Below are 20749 nucleotides of genomic sequence, written 5' to 3'. Positions count from 1 at the left end.
ATCACGAATGGCAGCGATCGGTGGTTCCCGTGGGGAGAGGAAAACCGGCCAACGGTGTTCGGCCCTGCGCACACCGTGACGGGCCGTCGGTGTGCGCTGCCACGGGGTTTAAGTCCGATAATCACCCGACAACTGGTGATCATCGAATGTGGAGAGTTGCCGGAAGCCGTAGGACAAGCCTTCGGAATGACCATTCCTCAGTAGTAGGCTCGCGCCGCTCGTTGTCGCTCGTTGTCCGAGAACATCAGTCACCGCCCCGGCCCTCGGGGACGACGTTGGGGAGGCCATGCGCTTTCGCGGGAAGTCCATCCGCAGGAAGATCGTGGCGCTGTTGCTGGTGCCGCTTGTCTCGCTGACGGCGATCTGGGCCTTCGCGACAGTGATCACCGGCCGGGAGGCACTGCAACTGCTCGACGCCTCCGCCATCATCGACAAGGCGGGCCAGCCCGCCGAGGACGCCGTGCACGCCGTCCAGCAGGAGCGCCGGCAGACCCTGATCCTGCTCGCCGACCCGCGCCAGTCCGACGCGCTGCCCCTGCTCCACACCCGGCAGCGCACCACCGACGAGGCCATCGGACGACTCCGCGACGCCGAGTCCGACAGCGCCTTGCACGACCGGATGAACAGCGAGTCCGAGGATCTGCTCGACGACGTCCTCAAGGCATCCGAAGGCCTCGACAGCCTGCGCCGGAAGGTCGAGGACAACGGTACCTCGCGGACCGCCGCCTATGAGTATTACAACAAACTCGTCGAGCTCTGTTACGCGTTCCGCAGTTCGCTGCACGCCGTACCCGACACCGACCTGGACAAGCAGGGCCGCGCGCTGGTCGCCATGATCCGCGCCCGGGAGGCCCTGTCCCGGGAGGACGCCCTGTACGTCTCCGCGCTGACGGCACGGAAGCTGACGCTGAACGACCTCAAGTCGATGTCCGACCTCATCGCCGAGCGCACCCTGCTCTACAACACCAACCTGCCGATCCTGCCCGCCTCGGAGCAGAAGATCTTCGCCGACTACCGGCGCACCAACGCCGCCCCCGCGGCGCTGCGCATCGCCGAGGGCAGGATCCTGGCCACCATGGAGCCGAGGCAGGCCATCGGCGCCATGGACCGGGAGCACTGGGAGAACGCGGCCGGGCCCGTTCTCAACGACTACGACCGGCTGGGCGAAGAGGCCACCGACCGCCTCCAGAAGCGCATCGACCCGGTGGCCAACGACGTCCTGATCAAGGCGGGCGCCGCCGGGTTCCTCGGTCTCCTCGCCTTCGTCATCTCGCTCGTCGTCTCCGTCCGGATCGGCCGCGGCCTGGTCCGCGACCTGTCCCGGCTGCGCAACGACGCCCAGGAGGCGTCCAGCGTCCGGCTGCCGGGCGTGATGCGCCGCCTCGCCGCGGGCGAGCCGGTCGACGTCGAACGGGAGGTGCCCCGCCTGCGGCACGGCCCCGACGAGATGGGCCAGGTGGGCCAGGCACTCAACACCCTCCAGCGGGCCGCCGTCGAGGCTGCCGTCAAACAGGCCGAACTGCGCCAGGGCGTCTCCGACGTCTTCGTCAACCTCGCCCGCCGCAGCCAGGTGCTGCTGCACCGCCAGCTGACCCTGCTGGACGCGATGGAACGGCGTACCGAGGACACCGACGAACTCGCCGACCTGTTCCGGCTGGACCACATGACCACCCGTATGCGGCGGCACGCCGAGGGCCTGGTCATCCTCTCCGGCGCGGCCCCCGCCCGGCAGTGGCGCAAACCCATCCAGCTGATGGACGTCGTGCGCGCCGCCGTCGCCGAGGTCGAGGACTACGAGCGGATCGAGATCCGCAGGCTGCCCCGGGTGGCGGTGAACGGCCCCGCCGTCGGCGACCTCACCCACCTCATCGCCGAACTCCTGGAGAACGCCACCGTCTTCTCCCCGCCGCACACCGCCGTCCAGGTGCACGGGGAGCGGGTCGCCAAGGGCTTCACCCTGGAGATCCACGACCGGGGCCTCGGCATGACGCCCGACGCCCTGACGGAGGCCAACCTCCGGCTCGCGGAGACCCCCGAGTTCGAGCTGTCCGACACCGACCGGCTCGGCCTGTTCGTGGTCAGCCGGCTCGCCCAGCGGCAGGGCGTACGGGTCTCGCTCCAGCCCTCCGCGTACGGCGGCACCACCGCCGTCGTGCTGATCCCGTCCGCCCTGCTCACCGAATCCGGCTCCGACGGGGACGGCGCGGGTTCGAACGGTGCGGGCGGGGACGCCGACACCGGCCGCCACGAGCGGCGGAAGCGCGACGCCGCCCTGCCGAAGCAGCGCAGGCCGCGCGGCCCGTCCCCGTCCGTGGTGAGCGCGCCCTCCGCCGAACAGCACCAGCAGGCGTCCGACAGCCGCTCCGGCGCCCGCGACGGCGGCCCCGCGCCACTGCCCCGCCGTGTGCCGCCGGTGCTGGTCTCCGACCACGGCCACCCGGTCGACGGCGACGGGGGCGGACGGCACACCCGGCCGTCCTGGGCCGACCGGACACGGCATCCGGAACCGGACCCGGAGGCCGGGAACGACGGCGAGGACCGGCGCCAGGACCAGGCGCCGGCCCCGGAGCGTCCGGCGCCGGAGCGCCGGCCCGCCTCCGGGCTCCCCAAGCGGGTACGGCAGGCGAGCCTCGCCCCGCAGTTGAAGGACGACCCCGAACCACCGGCGGAGAGCGGCCGATACGCTGCCGACACCGATCCCGAACGCGATGCCGAACAGGCGAGGGCCACCATGGCCTCGCTGCAACGGGGATGGCAGCGCGGTCGGCGGCAGACGGCCACCGGTCCCGGCGGTTCGGACACGGCACCAGGAACGAGAGATGAGGGGGACGGGCGATGACCGCATCGAACGCCGCAGCACGCAACGGATCGGCACCGTCGGGCGAATTGAACTGGCTGCTCGACGAACTCGTGGGCCGGGTCGGCAGCATCCGCAAGGCGCTGGTGCTCTCCGGCGACGGACTGCCCACCGGCGCTTCACGCGATCTGTCCCGGGAGGACGGCGAGCACCTGGCCGCCGTGGCCTCGGGATTCCACAGCCTCGCCAAGGGGGTCGGCCGCCACTTCGACGTCGGCCGGGTCCGGCAGACCGTCGTCGAACTCGACGACGCCTTCCTGTTCGTCACCTCCGCCGGTGACGGCAGCTGCCTCGCCGTGCTCGCCGATGCGGACTCCGACGTCGGACAGGTAGCCTATGAGATGACGCTGCTGGTCAAGCGGGTGGGAGTGCATTTGGGCTCCGCCGCGCGATCCGGTGGGTGACGGAGGCGGGGGGAGATGACCGGAGACGGTGCGACCGACGACCGCTGGTTCGACGACGCGGCCGGACCGGTGGTCCGGCCCTATGCGATGACGCGGGGCCGCACCCGCAGCGCCGCGGAGGACAAACTCGACCTGATCGCCGTCGTCGTCGCCGACCGGGTGGGCCCCGGGGGGAGCGTCGCCGACCAGACGTTGTCACCGGAGCACATCGACATCGTCGAACTCAGCCGTGACACCCCACAGTCCGTCGCCGAGCTGGCGGCCGAGCTCGACCTCCCGGTCGGCGTGGTCCGCGTACTCATCGGTGACCTGCTTCACGCGGCACTCGTCCGAGTGTCCCGGCCCGTACCTCCGGCGGAACTGCCGGACGAGAGGATTCTGCGCGAGGTGATCAATGGTCTACGGGCACTCTGACCCGGGCCGCCCCCACATCATCGAACCCGTGACGCTCAAGATTCTGGTGGCGGGCGGATTCGGTGCCGGAAAGACCACTTTGGTGGGCGCGGTCAGCGAGATCAAACCGCTGCGCACCGAGGAGCTGCTCACCGAGGCGGGCAGGCCGGTCGACAACATCGCGGGAGTGGAGGGCAAGAAGACCACCACCGTGGCGATGGACTTCGGGCGCATCACGCTCCGCGAGGACCTGGTGCTGTACCTCTTCGGTACCCCGGGGCAGGACCGCTTCTGGTTCCTGTGGGACGAGCTGGCGACCGGCGCGCTGGGCGCGGTGGTGCTGGCCGACACCCGCCGGCTGGAGGACTGCTTCGCCGCCGTCGACTACTTCGAGCGGCGCGGCATCGCCTTCACGGTGGCCGTCAACTGCTTCGAGGGCGCCGACAGCTACCCGGAGGACTCGGTGCGCGAGGCGCTGGACCTCGACCCCGGCACCCCGGTGGTGATGTGCGACGCGCGCGAGCGCGAATCCGTCAAGCATGTGCTGATATCGGTGGTGGAACACGCCTTGCTCGCCACCGCGGCCACCCGCTGACCGGCCGCTCCGCCGCCCGGATCTGTACGCCGGATCCCCGCGGCGGAGCCCCGTCAGCGCACCACGACACCTCAGCGCACCACGACACCTCAGCGCGCCACGCACACCTCAGCGGACCGCGATCACCGATGAGCCATGGCCGAACAGGCCCTGGTTCGCGGTGATGCCCACCCGCGCCCCCGCCACCTGGCGGTCGCCCGCCCGACCCCGCAGCTGCTGGGTCAGCTCGTACACCTGGGCGATGGCCTGGGCCGGGACCGCCTCCCCGAAGGAGGCGAGCCCACCGCTCGGGTTGACCGGGACCCGGCCGCCGAGCGCCGTCGCGCCCTCCCGGAGCAGCCGCGCGCCCTCCCCGGCGCCGCACAGCCCCAGGTCCTCGTACCACTCCAGCTCCAGCGCGGTCGACAGGTCGTACACCTCGGCGAGCGACAGGTCCTCCGGCCCGATCCCCGCCTCCTCGTACGCCGCCCGCGCGATCGACGGACGGAATGCGTCCGGCACCGCACCGGACGCCACGGCGGAGTCGGTGGCGATGTCCGGCAGGTCGAGCGCGGTCCGCGGATACTCCGGCGAGACGGACGAGACGGCCCGGATCCGCACCGGGTCCGCCACCCCGTGCCGCCGCGCGAAGTCCACGCCGGTCAGCACGAGCGCCGCGGCCCCGTCCGAGGTCGCACAGATGTCCAGCAGCCGCAGCGGATCGGCCACCACCGGCGACGCGGCCACCTCCTCGGCGGTCACGGGGGAGCGGTAGCGGGCATGAGGGTTGGCGGCACCCGCGGCCGCGTTCTTCACCTTCACCGCCGCGAAGTCCTCGGGCGTGTCCCCGTACACCGCCATCCGGCGGCGCGCCCACAGCGCGAAGTACGCCGGGTTGGTGGCGCCCAGCACCCGGAAGCGCAGCCAGTCCGGGTCGTCGGGCCGATCGCCGCCGGACGGCGCGAAGAACCCCTTGGGCGCCGCGTCCGCGCCCACCACCAGCACGGTGTCCGCCATTCCGGACAGGATCTGGGCGCGGGCGGTATCGATGGCCCGCGCACCGGACGCGCAGGCGGCGTACACGCTGGTGACGCGCGCCCCCTGCCAGCCCAGCGCCCCGGCGAAGGTCGCCCCCGCCACCTGGCCGGGATAGCCGCAGCGCACGGTGTTCGCGCCGACCACCGACGCGATGTCCGGCCAGTCGAGCCCGGCGTCCGCGAGCGCCGCCCGCGCCGCCTTCGTCCCGTACTCCACGAAACTCCGGCCCCATTTGCCCCACGGGTGCATCCCGGCGCCGAGCACCGCCACCTCGCCGGTCATGACCGCCCCTCCGCGTCGACCGGCCGCCAGTGCCAGGTCGACCAGCTCCGCCCGCCCTCCCCGGCCAGCACCCCCGGCACCACCTCGACCTCCATGCCGACCGCCAGATCCGCCACCGTCACCCCGGGCGCCCCCTGCCCGAGCACCACCATCCGCTCGGCGGCCAGCTCCACGGCGATCAGCGTGTACGGCTCCCAGTCGCGCGCGGGATCGGACGGGTACGGCGCGGGCGGACGGTAGCGGCCGTCGGTGTACGACCACACCCGGCCGCGCCGCGACAGCGGCACCTCCTCCAGCTCCTCGCCGGCGCACCGGGGCGCCCGGCAGAAGGCGTCCTCGCGCGGGAAGTACACCGCGCCGCAGGCCCGGCAGCGGGTGCCCAGCAGCCGGAAGTCCCCGCCGCCGGAGGTGAACCACCCGGCGACCACGGGCGTACGCGCAGATGCCACGGTCCCTCCCGACGGATGAACGAGCGATAACTGACGGCGCGTCAGAAGTGTTGCACAGGGACCGCACGGTGGGTAACCCCGGTAAGGTGACCGGCGCGATCACGACCCTGATCAGCCGGTGCGGCGAGGGGAGCCAAGCGTGGCGGAGACGAAAGAGGCGGTCCGCTGCACCGCCGTCACCAAGGAGTTCGGCACCGCCGGTACCGTCCGGGCGCTGGACGCCGTCGATCTCGCCCTCCGCCCGGGCGAGTTCTTCTCGCTCCTCGGCCCCTCCGGCTCGGGCAAGACCACCCTGCTGCGCCTGATCGCCGGGTTCGAGCGGCCCACCAGCGGCCGCATCGAACTCGCCGGGCGGGACGTCACCGCGCTGCCCCCGCACCGCCGTGATGTGCACACCGTCTTCCAGGACTACGCGCTCTTCCCGCACATGACCGTCGAGCAGAACGTGGCGTACGCGCTCACCGTACGAGGCGTCCGCAAGCCGGAGCGCACCGCGCGCGCCCGCGAGGCCCTCGCCACCGTCCGCCTCGACGGCTTCGCGTCCCGCCGCCCCGACGCGCTCTCCGGCGGCCAGCGCCAGCGCGTCGCCCTCGCCCGGGCCCTCGTCGACCGGCCCGCCGTGCTACTCCTCGACGAACCGCTCGGCGCCCTCGACCTCAGGCTCCGCCAGGAGATGCAGACCGAGCTCAAGGAACTCCAGCGCACCACCGGCATCACCTTCCTCCTGGTCACCCACGACCAGGAGGAGGCGCTGACCATGAGCGACCGCGTCGCCGTCGTCGCGGGCGGCCGGATCGAACAGACCGGCCCGCCCGTGGAGGTGTACGAACGCCCCGCCACCGCCTTCGTCGCGGGCTTCGTCGGCACCACCAACCTGCTGCGCGGCGAGGCCGCGGTCCGGGTGATCGGCCGCCCCGGCGCGTACAGCATCCGCCCCGAGCGCATCCGGCTCACCGAACCCGCCGACGCGCCCCTCGACGGCGAGCGCACGGTCACGGGGCGCATCGCCGACATCGTGCACGCCGGGGCGCACACCCGCTTCACCGTCGCGCTTCCGCACGGCGACCGGCTCACCGTGCACCGGCAGAACCTCTCCGAACTCCCGCCCACCGCCCGCCCGCAGGCCGAGATCAGGCTGGTCTGGGACGAGAAGGACGCCTTCCCGGTGCCCAGTTGACCTTCTTATTGCCGGAGGCACCCTGGCGTCGGCATAAGGGACGCGCGGATACTGACGGGGCCTCGAGCACCAAGTGGGACGAGGAGGACCGGATGCGGAAACTGACGACATCCGCGTGGAGGTCCGCGGCGGCCGTGTGCGCGCTGCTGCTGACCGCCGCTGGCTGCGGATCCGACGATGACGGCGGCGGCAAGGCCGCACACGCCCCCGACAAGCTCGGTAAGGGCGAGGGCAAGGTCAACATCATCGCCTGGGCGGGCTACGCCGAGGACGGCTCCAACGACCCGAAGGCCGACTGGGTACACCCCTTCGAGAAGAAGACCGGCTGCCAGGTCAGCACCAAGACCGCGGGCACCTCCGACGAGATGGTCTCCCTCATGAAGACCGGCCAGTACGACACGGTCTCCGCCTCCGGCGACGCCACCCTGCGCCTCATCGCCTCCGGCGACGCCGCCCCCGTCAACACCAAGCTGGTGCCCAACTACAAGGACATCTTCCCGGCCCTCAAACAGCAGCCGTTCAACTCCAGGGACGGCCGGATGTACGGCATCCCGCACGGCCGCGGCGCCAACCTCCTCATGTACCGCACCGACAAGGTCAAGCCCGCGCCCGACTCCTGGCGCGCCGTCTTCGACGACGCCGCCGCGCACAACGGCCGTGTCACCGCGTACGACTCGCCCATCTACATCGCCGACGCGGCCCTCTACCTGATGCGCGCCAAACCGTCGCTCGGCATCAAGAACCCGTACGCGCTCGACTCCGAACAGCTCGACGCCGCCGTCACCCTGCTCAAGAAGCAGCACCGGGCGGTCGGCGAGTACTGGAGCGACTACCAGAAGGAGATCACCGCCTTCAAGGGCGGCGACAGCGTCATCGGCACCACCTGGCAGGTCATCGCGAACCTCACCCGGGCCGAGAAGGCGCCCGTCAAGGCCGTGCTCCCCAAGGAGGGCGCCACCGGCTGGTCCGACACCTGGATGGTCTCCGCGAAGGCCGAACACCCCAACTGCGCCTACAAGTGGCTCGACTGGATCGTCTCCCCGAAGGTCAACGCCCAGGTCGCCGAGTACTTCGGCGAGGCTCCCGCCAACCGCAAGGCGTGCGCCGAGACCGCCGACCCGAACCACTGCGCCGTCTTCCACGCCGACGACGAGAAGTACTTCCAGCGCGTCCACTTCTGGACCACGCCCATCAAGCAGTGCCTCGACGGCCGCAAGAACACCACCTGCACCGACTACGCCCAGTGGACCCGCGCCTGGACCGAGGTCAAGGGCTGAGATGCGCCGCCGCGCCGGGGCCGGGGGAGCGCGGCTGCGCCTGGCCGCGCTCCTCGGGCCGCCCCTGCTGTGGCTGACCCTCGCCTACCTCGGCTCGCTCGCGGTCCTCCTGCTCTCCGCCTTCTGGACCACCGACTCCTTCACCTCCGACGTCGTCCGCACCTGGAACACCGACAACGTCCACGAACTGCTGACCACCCCCGTCTACCGCACCATCGCGCTGCGCACCCTCACCATCGCCGCCGCCGTCACCGTCCTGGACGCGCTCCTCGCGCTGCCCATGGCCTTCTGCATGGCGCGCGTCGCGGGCCCGCGGTGGCGCCGGCCGCTGCTGGTGGCCGTGCTCACCCCGCTGTGGGCCAGCTACCTGGTCAAGGCGTACGCCTGGCGGGTGATGCTCGGCGAGGACGGCGTGGTCAACTCCGGGCTCTCCCCGCTCGGCCTGCACGGGCCCGGCTACGGCACCACCGCCGTCGTCCTGGTGCTGGCCTACCTGTGGCTGCCGTACATGATCCTCCCGGTGTACGCGGCCCTGGAACGGCTCTCCGAACGCACCCTGGAAGCCTCTGCCGACCTCGGCGCGGGCACCTGGCGCACTCTGCGCTCGGTCGTCCTGCCCGCCGTACGCCCCGCCCTGCTCGCCGGGTCCGTCTTCACCTTCTCGCTCAGCCTCGGCGACTACATCGCCGTGCAGATCGTCGGCGGCAAGACCCAGCTCCTCGGCAACGCCATCGCCTCCCAGGTCACCCTCGACCTGCCGATGGCCGCCGCGCTCTCCGCCGTGCCCGTCGTCCTCATCGTCTGCTACCTGGCCGCCGTACGCCGCGCCGGCGCCCTCGACTCGCTCTAGGAGAAAGCCGGATGAGGCTGTCGCGCACCGCCCGGATCGTCCTCGGCTGCGTCACCGCCGCCGGACTCGCCGTCGTCTACGCGCCCCTGCTGCTCGTCCTGCTCAACTCCTTCAACGCCGACCGCTCCTTCGGCTGGCCGCCCAGCGGCCTCACCGGCCAGTGGTGGCGCGCCGCCCTGCACAACCAGGGCGCCCGCGACGCCCTGCTCACCTCGCTCAAGGCCGGGCTCGCCGCCACCGGGATCGCCCTGTGCTTGGGCACCATGGCCGCGTACGCCGTCCACCGGCACCGCTTCTTCGGCCGCCGGACCGTGTCCTTCCTGCTGGTGCTGCCGATCGCGCTGCCCGGCATCGTCAGCGGCATCGCCCTCAACGCCGCCTTCCGCACCGTCCTGGGCCCGCTCGGCATCGGCTTCGGCCTGTTCACGGTGGTCGTCGGGCACGCCACGTTCTGCGTCGTGGTCGTCTTCAACAACGTGGCGGCCCGGCTGCGCCGCATCGCCCCCTCGATGGCCGAGGCGTCCGCGGACCTCGGGGCGCGCCCCTGGCAGACCTTCCGCCACGTCACCTTCCCGGCCATGCGCTCCGCGCTCTTCGCGGGCGCGCTGCTCGCCTTCGCGCTCTCCTTCGACGAGATCGTGGTGACGACCTTCACCGCCGGCCCCGGCACCCGCACCCTGCCCATCTGGATCTACGAGAACCTGGCCCGGCCCCACCAGGCCCCCGTCGTCAACGTCGTCGCCGCGACGCTCATCGCCCTGTCCGTGGTGCCCGTGGCCATCGCGCAGCGGCTGTCCTCGGACACCGCGGGCGGGCGGCTGTGAGAGATCGGCGCCGGGGTCAGTGCCTCGTCAGTGACCGGCGGGAGACCGGGAAGTCGAAGTAGGTGTCCGGGAACGGCTCCGGCTGGTACGTGTAGTGCCACCACTCCTCGGCCAGGTTGACGAAGCCCTGGGCCTCCATCGCGCCCTTGAGCAGTAGCCGGTTGGCCCGCTGCGTGCCCTCGATCCGCGGATCGAGGGTGTGCGAGAGCGTGTCGAAGCAGTCGTAACCGGTGCCCATGTCGACCGAGTTGTCGGGGAAGCGGTCCTTCTGGGGCGCGTAGCAGGGCACCAGTTTCTCGCCCGGCACGTACGGGCGGGTCGGCAGCGCGGGCAGCCGCGCGATCGTCAGGTCCATCGTGCTGCCCCGGCTGTGCCCCGACTTCTCGGCGATGTAACCGTCCTCGAACAGCCGGGTCTTGTCGACGTCCGGATAGAACTCGCGCTTCATCCGCTGGTCGTCGAGGTCCTTCGCCCAGTCGACGAAGGTGTCCACCGCGCGCTGCGGCCGGTAGCAGTCGTACACCTTCAGGGTGTAGCCCCGGCGCAGCAGCTGACGCTGCACCCGGTGCAGCGCCCTGGCCGCCGGGCGGGTCAGCAGGCACAGGGGCCTGCGATAGCCGTCCACGGGGCGGCCGGTGAAGTTGTGCGGCGTGAAGTACCGGATCTCCTGGCGGATCGTCGGATCCACATCGCTCAGCGCCACGAACTCCTTCGGCGCCTCGGGCCCGGCCTTCGCCTGCGCCGGGGCGGGCGAGGCGAGGGCCATGAGAGCGGCGAAGGGCAGGGCGAGCGCGCGCAGCGCGGTGGTGAGTCTTGGCATGCACACCCAACTACCCCGTGCCGCCGGGCCGCGAACCCCCTCCGGAACTAACCCCTGCCGCCGGGCCGCGAACCACCCCGGACCCGCACCGGATACCCCGCCTCGACGCCGCCCTCCCGCTCGACCCGCACCTCGTCCCCGCGCAGCCGGGAGACGAACCGCACCAGCTCCGCCTTGTCCCAGCCGTCGCCCGCGTCCACCGCCATCGACCCGCCGCCCTTGCGCCCCTGACACGGCGCCCACACCTCCAGCTCCACGCCGCCGTCCGGCGCCGCGACGGGTATCACCGCGCCCGCCCGGGCCAGCACCGGGATCCGGGACAGCGGGGCGTCCACCACCACCTGTCCGGGGCCCTCGTAGGCGCGGCCGGTCGCCGTGTCGTACCAGTGGCCGCGCGGCAGCCGCACCGCCCGCCGCACCGCGCCCTCTTCCAGCACCGGCGCCACCAGCAGCGCGTCGCCCAACAGGAAGGCGTCCTCGCAGTCGCGCAAGCTGCGGTCCTTCGGCTGCCGCCACCACACGGGCCGTACATAGGGCGCGCCGGTGCGCTCCGCCAGCCGCGCCAGCGTCATGAAGTACGGCAGCAGCCGCTGCCGCTCGCGCAGCGCCGCCGCCGCGTGCTCCAGCACCGCGGCCCCGAACTCCCACGGCTCGCGCCGCCCGGCCGTGATCGCCGAATGCGTACGGAACAGCGGCAGATACGCGCCCAGCTGGAACCAGCGCAGATACAGCTCCGGCGACGGGGAGCCGGTGAAGCCGCCGATGTCCGGGCCGGAGTACGGAACGCCCGAAAGACCGAGCCCGATCACCAGCGCCAGCGAGGCCCGCAGCCCCGGCCAGCCCGTCGTCACATCACCGGACCAGCTGCCCCCGTACCGCTGGAGCCCCGCCCAGCCGGAGCGGGAGAACAGGAACGGCCGCTCGTCGGGGCGCAGCTCGCCGAGACCCTCGTACCCGGCCCGGGCCATGGCCAGCCCGTACACGTTGTGCGCCTCCCGGTGGTCCCCGCCCCGGCCCTCCAGGGCGTGGCGGGCCGAGCGCGGCAGGGTCGGCTCGCCGAAGGCGGCGAACGACACCGGTTCGCATCTGTCGTGCCACACCCCGGAGAAGCCCTGCTCCAGCCGCTCCGCGTACAGCGCGCCCCACCACTTGCGCACCCGCGGGTCGGTGAAGTCCGGGAAGACCGACTCGCCCGCCCACACCACCCCGCGCACCTCCCGGCCGCGGGCGTCGGTCACGAACCCCTCCGCCGCCGACCCGCTGTCGTACACCGCGTTGCCCGGCTCCGCCTTCACCGCCGGGTCCACGATCGACACCAGCCGCACCCCGTCCCGTCGCAGCTCGGCGGCGAGCCCCGGCAGATCGGGGAACCGCGCCGCGTCCACCGTGAAGATCCGGTTCCCGGACAGATGGTCGATGTCCAGGTGCAGCGCCGACAGCGGCAGGTCCCGCTCCCGGTAGCCCGCCACCACCCGCCGCACCTCCTGCGCGTCGCCGAACCCCCAGCGCGCGTGGTGGTGGCCCAGCGCCCAGCCCGGCGGGACCGCGGGGGAGCCGGTCAGCGCCGCCCAGCCGTGCAGCACCCGGGCCGGGGTGCCCACGAACACCCAGTAGCGCAGCGGCCCGCCCTCCATGCGCATCCGCACGCCACCCGGCCGGTCGTGCCCCGAGCCCGCGCCCTCCTCGCCCTCCCGCAGACCGACCGTGCCGTCCCACGAGTTGTCGTGGAACACCAGATGGGTGCCCGCGTCGGCCACCACCAGCTGCACCGGCATCGTCAGATACAGCGGATCGTCGCCCGGCCCGAAGCCGCCGCCGGGATCGGTGTTCCACAGCCGGTACGAGCCGTCCCTCAGCCGCGGCCCGCCCGCCCGTCCGCCGAGCCCGAAGAACCGCGCGTCCGCCGCCACCTCCGACCGCTGGTGCCAGCGCGAGCCCGGCACCCCCGCCGCCCCGCCCTCGCAGCCGCGGCCGATCACCGCCTCGGCCGGCTCCCACCAGCGCGGCGGCAGATCCCGCCGCAGCACCACCCCGCCCGGAGTACGCACCTCCACCGCGCCCATCCGCGACACCGCGACCGTCACCCGCTCCGACACCACCCGCCAGCCGCCGTCCGTGTCCGGCTCCAGCTGGGCCCGCTCGTCCGCCTCCGGACAAGCGCCGTCCAGCGCGTACGACGGCTCCGGCTCGGCCCCGTCCCAGCCGCAGAACACCGCCCCGCCCGCCGCCACCCGCACCCGCAGCGAGGACCGCGCGAACCGCACCACGCCACCGCCCGGCTGCGGATCCGCGCCCTCCACCACACCCGGCACCCGGGCCAGCTCCGCGCCCCGCCGCGGCAGTCCGGTCGCGTCCGTGCGGCGGCGCCGCCACGCCCAGCGCAGGGAGCGCAGCCCCCGCGCCGTACCGACCACCTTCACCGACCGCACCAGGTCACGCGCATTCATACTGATCACTGTGCCATTGACGAGGCAGGACGCGACCATAGTTCAACTGCCGTTCACCCGTGGTCGTCCCACATGGCACCCACCGCGGATGTGGAGTGGCGCCCCTGGTGCACAAGTCGATCACATGGCATCGTCCTGCTCGGACGCCGAAGCAGCCGACGACGCGGACCAACCGGACCTAGCGGACCTAAGCGGACCTCCCGGGAGCCGAACACAGATGAACACCGCAGCCCACCCCGACCACCTGCCCGGCCCCCTGTGGCAGCCCGGCGCGGACCGGATCGCCCGCGCCCAGCTGACCCGCTTCCACGCCTGGGCGGCCGAGCGGCACGGCGCACCCGCCGCGAGCCCCGGCGACCCGGCCGCGAGCTACGCCGCGCTGCACCGCTGGTCGGTGGAGGAGCTGGAGACCTTCTGGCAGTCGGTCGCCGAGTGGTTCGAGGTGCGCTTCGGCACCCCGTACGACACCGTGCTCGCCGACCCCGCCATGCCCGGCGCCCGCTGGTTCCCCGGCGCCACCCTCAACTACGCCGAGCACGCCCTGCGCGCGGGCGAGGACCCCGCCCGCGCCGACGACCCCGCGCTGCTGCACGTCGACGAGACCCATGAGCCCCGCCCCGTCACCTGGGCCGAGCTGCGCGCCCGGGTCGGTGCGGCCGCCGCCGCGCTGCGCCGCCTCGGCGTCCGCCCCGGCGACCGGGTCAGCGGCTACCTGCCCAACATCCCGCAGGCCGCCATCGCCTTCCTCGCCACCGCCGCCGTCGGCGGGGTGTGGACCTCCTGCGCCCCCGACTTCGGCGCGCGCAGCGTCCTGGACCGCTTCCAGCAGGTCGAGCCCGTCGTCCTGTTCACCGTCGACGGCTACGTCTACGGCGGCAAGACCCACGACCGCACCGAGACCGTCGCCGAGCTGCGCCGCGAACTGCCCACCGTGCGCGCCGTCGTCCACATCCCGCTGCTGGGCACCCCCGCCCCCGAGGGCGCGCTCGACTGGGACGACCTCGTCAGCGAGGAGACCGCCCCGGTCTTCGAGCAGGTGCCCTTCGACCACCCGCTGTGGGTGCTCTACTCCTCCGGTACCACCGGCCTGCCCAAGGCGATCGTGCAGTCCCAGGGCGGCATCCTGCTGGAACACCTCAAGCAGCTGGGCCTGCACAGCGACCTCGGCCCCGAGGACCGCTTCTTCTGGTACACCTCCACCGGCTGGATGATGTGGAACTTCCTGGTGTCCGGGCTGCTCGTCGGCGCCACCGTGGTGCTGTACGACGGCAGCCCCGGCCACCCGGACACCGCCGCCCAGTGGCGCATCGCCGAGCGCACCGGCACCACCCTGTACGGCACCTCCGCCGCGTACGTCATGGCCTGCCGCAAGGCCGGTGTGCACCCGGGGCGCGACTTCGACCTGTCCCGGGTGAAGTGCGTCGCCACCACTGGCTCACCGCTGCCACCGGACGGCTTCCGCTGGATCCACGACGAGGTGGCGGAGGACATGTGGATCGCCTCCGTCAGCGGCGGCACCGATGTGTGCAGCTGCTTCGCGGGCGCCGTGCCAACCCTCCCCGTCCACATCGGCGAGCTGCAGGCGCCCGGCCTCGGCACCGACCTGCAGGCGTGGGACCCGCAGGGCAGGCCGGTGGTCGACGAGGTCGGCGAGCTGGTCGTCGCCCGCCCCATGCCGTCCATGCCGGTACGCTTCTGGAACGACCCCGACGGCAGCCGCTACCGCGACAGCTACTTCGAGATGTTCCCCGGCGTCTGGCGCCACGGCGACTGGATCACCCTCACCTCGCGCGGCACCGTCGTCATCCACGGCCGCTCCGACTCCACGCTCAACCGGCAGGGCGTACGGATGGGGTCCGCCGACATCTACGAGGCGGTCGAACGCCTCCCCGAGATCCGCGAATCCCTCGTCATCGGCGTCGAACAGCCCGACGGCGGCTACTGGATGCCGCTCTTCGTCCACCTCGCCCCGGGCGCCACCCTGGACGACGAGCTGCTGGCCCGCATCAAGAGCACCATCCGCGCGCAGCTCTCCCCGCGCCACGTCCCCGACGAGGTCATCGAGGTCCCGGGCGTCCCCCACACGCTCACCGGCAAGCGCATCGAGGTCCCGGTCAAGCGGCTCCTGCAGGGCACGGCCCTGGACAAGGCGGTCAACCCGGGGTCCGTGGACGACCTGGAGCTGCTGCGGTACTACGAGCGGCTGGCCCGGACGAAGGGCGTGACGGCCGACTAGCCGCGCGCGGTGTCCAACTGGTCGGCCAGACAGGCCAGATAGAGGGAGAGCGCACCGCGGTCGCGCAGTGAGCGGCCGCTGATGTGCTCGATCTTGTTCATGCGGTAGACGAGGGTGTTGCGGTGGATGTGCAGCGCCGCCGACGCCCGCACCAGGTTGAAGCCGTTCTCGCACCACGCCACCACCGTCTCCCGCAGCACCGGCCAGTCCGGCTGCGTACGCAGGTCCACGGTGGTCAGGGCGATGAGCCGGGCCCGGGTGTGCTGCCCGACGGCGGCCAGCAGCTGATGGCCTCGCAGTCTATTTGCGCCCGCTGCCCGACCTCGCGTTCGTACGGTGGCTGTGGCGCTTCTGGCGCAGCAGCACGCCCGCGGCGTTCCGGCGCGGTTACGCGGCGATCGCCGAGCTGAACCGGACCACGTTCGCGCTCTTCGACGGGCTGCGGGAGGCGGGAGTCGAGACCACCCCGAGCCGCCCCGGCATGGTGCACGCGTTCCTGTCGCCCGGCGAGGCGCGGCACCACCTCCAGCTCCAGCGGCAGATGGCGGACGGCCGCTACCCGCTCCCGGACGACGTCAGCACCGGCCCCGAGGCGATGGCCCTGGACCCGTCGCTGGCGCCGGCGGTCCGGGCCGCCTACCTCGTCCCCGGCGAAGGCGTCCTGGACCCGGCGGCCTTCGCGCAGGCCCTCGAAGAACGGCTGGCGGCGAGCGGGGTGAAGGTCCACGAGAACGTGGCGGCGACCGGCTTCCGGCGCGGCCCGGCCGGGGACCGGGTCACCGCCGTGGTCACCGACACCGGCGAGTCCCCTGCTCGGCTGTCGTCATCGCGGCCGGAGTGCGCTCCGCCGGCCTGCTGCGCGAGCTGGGACACCCCCTTCCGCTCCAGGCGGGCAAGGGCTACAGCTTCTCCGTGGACCTCGACCCCGCGCCGACGCACACCCTGTACTTCGGTGAGCACCGGGCGGTGGCCTCCCCGATCGGCGGCACCACCCGCATCGCCGGAACGATGGAGCTGAGCGGCAACAACAACCGGCTCGACTGGCGCCGGATCGTCGCCGTCGCCCGGGCGAGCAGGCACTACCTCGGGCAGTGGTTCGACGATCCGGACGACCTTGTGGCGCTGATCCGCGACCCCTGGGTCGGTGGCCGGCCGTTCCTGCCCGACGGGCTGCCGGTCATCGACCGCGTACCCGGCCCCGGGAACGCCTTCACCGCCACCGGCCACGGCATGCTGGGCGTGACGCTGGGCCCGGTCACCGGCAGCGAACTCGCCTCGTACGTCGTGACCGGCTGCCGCCCCGCCGCCCTCACGCCGTTCCGCCTCGACCGGCTCCGTGGCTGACAGCCCGATGACGTGCCCGCCGGAGCGTTGTCAGTGGTCCCGGTTACGGTGAGTGAGCACTGAACGTCTGCGCTGAGGGGGAGTCATGGCGCACACCGACACCGGCACCGACACCGGCGGCTCCGGCCGCGAGCACGGCCGCGAGCACGGCCCCGACTGCGGGAAGCCCACCGCGATCCGCGCCTTACGCAGGGAAGTTCCCGGCATCGTGGCGCTGCTGGCGTCCGAGGAGGACTTCGCCGCCATGCGGCGTTACGTGTCCTTCGGCTTCGACGACCACGCCCGGTACCTGCGGCGGATGGAGGGGCTGCTGCGGGCGCTCTCGTCACAGGGCGTGCATACCACCGTCGCCCTCTTCGACCCGGTCGCCTACCAGGAGTACTGCGCGCACACCCGGCTCGACCCGGACACCCCCACGAGCCGCAGCCGCTACACGGCGGAGGTGGCGTCCACGGGCGCCACCGTCGTCTACGAGGGCCAGCCCATCGACCAGCTGCTGCCACGTCTGATCACCGCGGCCGAGGAGCGCGCCACCTGGGAGTACGCGTCGGCCGTGCTCGCCCGCGCGGGCGGCTGCGGCGGCCGTGACGGCTGTGGGCACGGCACCGGCCGCGCGGCGTTCGACCGCGCCACGGCCGCGCTGTACGCGGTGCTCGACGCGGCGGGCCCGGGCCTGCACCACCTGGTGTGCAGCGTCCCGGTGGACGACACCCCGCTGGCCGCCGTGGTGCACGCCACCGCGCGCGAAGGCCGGCCGCCGAGGCTCGCCGAGCCCGGCGCCCTCGTCTTCCGCACCGTGCTGGCCTGCGGCATCGCCACCGGAAGCCCCGGCGGCATCGTCCTGCGGACGAGCCTGCCCGGAGCCCCGGACACGGTCCGCGGCTGGGCGCTGCGTGACGGCTGGCCCCGCCCGCTGAGCGAGGCCGAGGTCTTCACCGCCTACTGCACCGATGCGCACACCGGTGAGCCGATCCCGCCGGAGCACGGCGTCGAGTACCGGGCGGGCCTCCCACTGCCCCGGCCGCTGCCCCGGACCGAGGAGGGGTGACACGGCGAAGGGCCCGTCCCGCCGCGGCCACCGCGGCGGGACGGGCCCCGCATCCTGCTTCCCTCACCGGCTCACTCGCCGGACAGCACCGCCTGCGCGGCCCGGCGGGCATCCTCGGCGGTGTCCGCCGCGCGCGCCGCCGAAGCGGCCCGCTCGCACTGGGCGAGCGTGTGCTTGGCCAGCGTGGCGCGGACATACGGAATCGACGCGGCACCCATGGAGAGGCTGGTGACGCCCAGACCGGTCAGCACACATGCCAGCAGTGGGTCCGACGCGGCCTCACCGCACACCCCGCAGCTCTTGCCCTCGGCCTGCGCGGCCTCGGCCGACGCCGCGACCAGGTCGAGCAGCGCGGGCTGCCACGGGTCCTGCAGCCGCGACACCGCACCCACCTGACGGTCGGCGGCGAAGGTGTACTGGGCCAGGTCGTTGGTGCCCAGCGACAGGAACTCGACCTCCTGGAGGATCGAGCGGGCCCGCAGCGCGGCCGACGGAATCTCCACCATCGCGCCGAACTTGGCCTGCAGCCCGGCCTCCCGGCACGCGTCCGCGAACGCCTTGGCGTCCAGCCGGTCGGCCACCATCGGCGCCATGACCTCGAGATAGACCGGCAGCCCCTCGGCCGCCTTGGCCAGCGCCGTCAATTGCGTCCGCAGTACCTCGGGGTGGTCCAGCAGCGTGCGCAGCCCGCGTACGCCCAGCGCCGGGTTGGGCTCATCGGAAGGGGTGAGGAAGTCCAGCGGCTTGTCCGCGCCCGCGTCCAGGACCCGGACCACCACCCGGCCCTCGGGGAACGCCTCCAGCACCTGCCGGTAGGCCTCGGTCTGCTTCTCCTCCGACGGCGCCTTCGTGCTGTCGTCGAGGAAGAGGAACTCGGTCCGGAACAGCCCCACGCCCTCGGCGCCCGCCTCGACCGCCGCCGGTACGTCCGCCGGACCGCCGACGTTCGCCAGCAGCGGCACCTTGTGCCCGTCGGAGGTCGCCCCCGGACCGGACGAGGCGGCCAGCGCCGCCCGCCGCTCCTCGGCGGCCCGGGTCAGCTCCGCCCGCTTCTCCTCGTTCGGCGACACGAAGATCTCGCCCGTGCTGCCGTCCACGGCGATCATGGTGCCCTCGACCAGCTCCCCCGCGCCGGGCAGCGCCACCACGGCCGGGACCCCGAGGGCGCGCGCCAGAATCGCGCTGTGGCTCGTCGGCCCGCCCTCCTCGGTCACGAAGCCGAGCACCAGGGTCGGGTCGAGGAGCGCCGTGTCGGCCGGGGCGAGATCGCGAGCGATCAGTACATACGGCTCGTCGCTGTCGGGCACGCCCGGCATCGGCACACCCAGCAGCCGCGCCACGATCCGGTTCCGCACGTCATCGAGGTCGGCCACCCGGCCCGCCAGGTACTCCCCGGCCCCTGCCAGCAGCGCCCGGTACGCGGCGAAGGCGTCGTACACCGCGCGCTCGGCGGTGCTGCCCACCGCGATCCGCCGCTCGACGTCGGCGATCAGCTCCGGGTCCTGCGCCATCATGGCCTGCGCCTCGAGCACGGCTTGGGCCTCGCCGCCCGCGAGGTTGCCGCGCGCGATCAGATCCGCCGACACGGCCTCCACCGCCTGGCGCGCCCGACCCTGCTCACGCGGCGCCTCGTCGGCCGGAATCTGCTTCGCGGGCGGCTCCAGTACCGCCGTGCCCATGTGGCGCACCTCGCCGATGGCCACCCCGTGGCTCACGCCGACGCCTCGCAGCGTTGTCTCCATGTCACCTGTCCCCGGTTGATACGGCGGAACCCCGCCGTGGTGGATGTCGTACTCGCCGTCGACGCCGCCCGGACCGGTTCCGGACGGCGTCGGGGTCACGTCCAGCTGAAGAGCGCGTCGCCCGGCTTCACATCGCCGTCCTCCCGGACCGCGGCAAGGGAATCGGCCGTGGCCTCCAGGGCCACGATCGGACAGATCGGCGACTTACCGGCGGCCACGGCCACCGCGGGGTCCCAGCGCACGATCGCGTCACCGCGCTTCACGGTGTCCCCCTTGTTGATGAGGACATCGAAGCCGTCGCCGTTGAGCTGCACGGTGTCGATCCCGAGGTGGGTGAGTACTCCATGCCCGTCCTCGTCCACGACCACGAACGCGTGCGGGTGCAGCGAGACGACGATGCCGTCGACCGGAGCCACGGCCACACAGGTCTCGAGCACCGGGTCGATCGCCGTACCCGGACCGACCATGGCGCCCGAGAACACGGGATCGGGAACCGCTGTCAGTCCGATCGCGCGCCCGGCGAGCGGAGACGTCACGGTGGTCATGGGAGGCCTCCCGGGTGAAGATCCATCTCGCGCCGTCACCGCCTGTCCCGGACAGCGCACTGCCCAGAAGCGTAAGTCATAGGAACTTGGGATTCCGCACAAGCGGCGCAGGCCGGAGACCCCCAGAGGACCCCGAATCGATTTGCCACGGCCGCGTGAGGCGCTGTACTGTCGTACTCCTGCCCATCCGGATGAAGCATCGCAGTCAGCTGCGGTCTCGTCCAGGTGAGGGCGGCACCTTCAGTCACTTGATCCAAATCCCGGATCTGCTTTCGCATGCCATGCGAAAGACACGGATTCGGAAAGCGGAAAAAGGTCTGATAGCGTGTGAGACACGAAAGGCCGAGAGGCCGGAGGGAAAAGCCCGGAGAGACCGGTGATACGGTTTCAAAGGAAGCGTCCGTTCCTTGAGAACTCAACAGCGTGCTAAAAGTCAACGCCA

17 protein-coding genes and 1 pseudogene are annotated in these 20749 nt (G+C 72.6%); 11 read left to right on the top strand and 7 right to left on the bottom strand.

Annotated features, from left to right (window positions below; all coding sequences use genetic code 11):
• Positions 1 to 286: 286 nt before the first annotated feature.
• From ACFZCY_RS39360 to ACFZCY_RS39345, 4 genes are read left to right on the top strand one after another with little or no spacing between them, the layout of a single operon-like run.
• On the top strand, positions 287 to 2839 hold the full coding sequence (locus tag ACFZCY_RS39360) for a nitrate- and nitrite sensing domain-containing protein (protein WP_391184839.1): 2553 nt from the start codon (positions 287 to 289) through the stop codon (positions 2837 to 2839).
• Complete coding sequence (locus ACFZCY_RS39355) at positions 2836 to 3261, top strand: roadblock/LC7 domain-containing protein (protein WP_391184835.1); 426 nt, start codon at positions 2836 to 2838, stop codon at positions 3259 to 3261. The genes ACFZCY_RS39360 and ACFZCY_RS39355 overlap by 4 nt, the downstream gene beginning before the upstream one ends.
• A gap of 15 nt (positions 3262 to 3276) precedes the next feature.
• Entirely contained in the window at positions 3277 to 3675 is a 399-nt protein-coding gene (locus ACFZCY_RS39350; RefSeq protein WP_055556453.1) for a DUF742 domain-containing protein, read from the top strand.
• On the top strand, positions 3656 to 4249 hold the full coding sequence (locus ACFZCY_RS39345; protein WP_391184832.1) for an ATP/GTP-binding protein: 594 nt from the start codon (positions 3656 to 3658) through the stop codon (positions 4247 to 4249). Before ACFZCY_RS39350 ends, ACFZCY_RS39345 begins: the two co-directional genes overlap by 20 nt.
• Positions 4250 to 4357: 108 nt before the next feature.
• Here ACFZCY_RS39345 and ACFZCY_RS39340 read toward each other — a convergent pair whose 3' ends face one another.
• Entirely contained in the window at positions 4358 to 5548 is a 1191-nt protein-coding gene (locus ACFZCY_RS39340) for a lipid-transfer protein (protein WP_391184829.1), read from the bottom strand.
• Positions 5545 to 5997 (bottom strand): zinc ribbon domain-containing protein, encoded by a 453-nt coding sequence (locus tag ACFZCY_RS39335; protein ID WP_391184826.1) that lies wholly within the window; start codon positions 5995 to 5997, stop codon positions 5545 to 5547. The genes ACFZCY_RS39340 and ACFZCY_RS39335 overlap by 4 nt, the downstream gene beginning before the upstream one ends.
• 139 nt (positions 5998 to 6136) lie before the next feature.
• Between ACFZCY_RS39335 and ACFZCY_RS39330 the strand changes: the two genes are divergently transcribed.
• From ACFZCY_RS39330 to ACFZCY_RS39315, 4 genes are all read left to right on the top strand, one after another.
• Entirely contained in the window at positions 6137 to 7174 is a 1038-nt protein-coding gene (locus ACFZCY_RS39330) for an ATP-binding cassette domain-containing protein (RefSeq protein ID WP_391184823.1), read from the top strand.
• A gap of 92 nt (positions 7175 to 7266) precedes the next feature.
• Entirely contained in the window at positions 7267 to 8451 is a 1185-nt protein-coding gene (locus tag ACFZCY_RS39325; protein WP_391184820.1) for an extracellular solute-binding protein, read from the top strand.
• Position 8452: 1 nt separating this feature from the next.
• On the top strand, positions 8453 to 9301 hold the full coding sequence (locus ACFZCY_RS39320) for an ABC transporter permease subunit (protein WP_391184817.1): 849 nt from the start codon (positions 8453 to 8455) through the stop codon (positions 9299 to 9301).
• An 11-nt stretch (positions 9302 to 9312) separates the two neighbouring features.
• Positions 9313 to 10125, top strand: coding sequence for an ABC transporter permease (locus ACFZCY_RS39315; RefSeq protein WP_361488885.1), 813 nt, complete (start codon positions 9313 to 9315; stop codon positions 10123 to 10125).
• Between the two features lie 16 nt (positions 10126 to 10141).
• Here ACFZCY_RS39315 and ACFZCY_RS39310 read toward each other — a convergent pair whose 3' ends face one another.
• Complete coding sequence (locus ACFZCY_RS39310; protein WP_391184812.1) at positions 10142 to 10945, bottom strand: M15 family metallopeptidase; 804 nt, start codon at positions 10943 to 10945, stop codon at positions 10142 to 10144.
• Positions 10946 to 10992: 47 nt separating this feature from the next.
• Positions 10993 to 13392 carry a TIM-barrel domain-containing protein gene (locus ACFZCY_RS39305; RefSeq protein WP_391184809.1) on the bottom strand — a complete coding sequence of 800 codons (2400 nt, stop codon included), beginning with the start codon at positions 13390 to 13392 and terminating at the stop codon, positions 10993 to 10995.
• A gap of 217 nt (positions 13393 to 13609) precedes the next feature.
• On the opposite strand from ACFZCY_RS39305, the gene ACFZCY_RS39300 reads away from it, so the two are divergent.
• Positions 13610 to 15628, top strand: a complete 2019-nt coding sequence (locus ACFZCY_RS39300) for an acetoacetate--CoA ligase (protein ID WP_391184807.1) — start codon at positions 13610 to 13612, stop codon at positions 15626 to 15628.
• Here the strand turns inward: ACFZCY_RS39300 and ACFZCY_RS39295 are convergent.
• Complete coding sequence (locus ACFZCY_RS39295) at positions 15625 to 15858, bottom strand: helix-turn-helix domain-containing protein (RefSeq protein ID WP_391184804.1); 234 nt, start codon at positions 15856 to 15858, stop codon at positions 15625 to 15627. The genes ACFZCY_RS39300 and ACFZCY_RS39295 overlap by 4 nt on opposite strands.
• A gap of 74 nt (positions 15859 to 15932) precedes the next feature.
• Here ACFZCY_RS39295 and ACFZCY_RS39290 point away from each other — a divergent pair.
• A pseudogene (locus ACFZCY_RS39290) lies at positions 15933 to 16972 on the top strand (NAD(P)/FAD-dependent oxidoreductase).
• A gap of 85 nt (positions 16973 to 17057) precedes the next feature.
• A complete protein-coding gene (locus ACFZCY_RS39285; RefSeq protein WP_391184801.1) occupies positions 17058 to 18020 on the top strand; it encodes a hypothetical protein in 963 nt (320 codons plus the stop codon).
• A 71-nt stretch (positions 18021 to 18091) separates the two neighbouring features.
• On the opposite strand, the gene ptsP is transcribed toward ACFZCY_RS39285, so the two are convergent.
• Positions 18092 to 19762, bottom strand: coding sequence for a phosphoenolpyruvate--protein phosphotransferase (ptsP, locus tag ACFZCY_RS39280; protein ID WP_391184798.1), 1671 nt, complete (start codon positions 19760 to 19762; stop codon positions 18092 to 18094).
• A gap of 95 nt (positions 19763 to 19857) precedes the next feature.
• Positions 19858 to 20307, bottom strand: coding sequence for a PTS glucose transporter subunit IIA (locus tag ACFZCY_RS39275; RefSeq protein WP_391184795.1), 450 nt, complete (start codon positions 20305 to 20307; stop codon positions 19858 to 19860).
• Positions 20308 to 20749: the final 442 nt, after the last annotated feature.

The sequence above is a fragment of the Streptomyces sp. NPDC007983 genome (genome assembly GCF_042958345.1).
Classification (GTDB): Bacteria; Actinomycetota; Actinomycetes; order Streptomycetales; family Streptomycetaceae; genus Streptomyces.
This window is presented reverse-complemented; position numbering and strand designations above follow the sequence as displayed.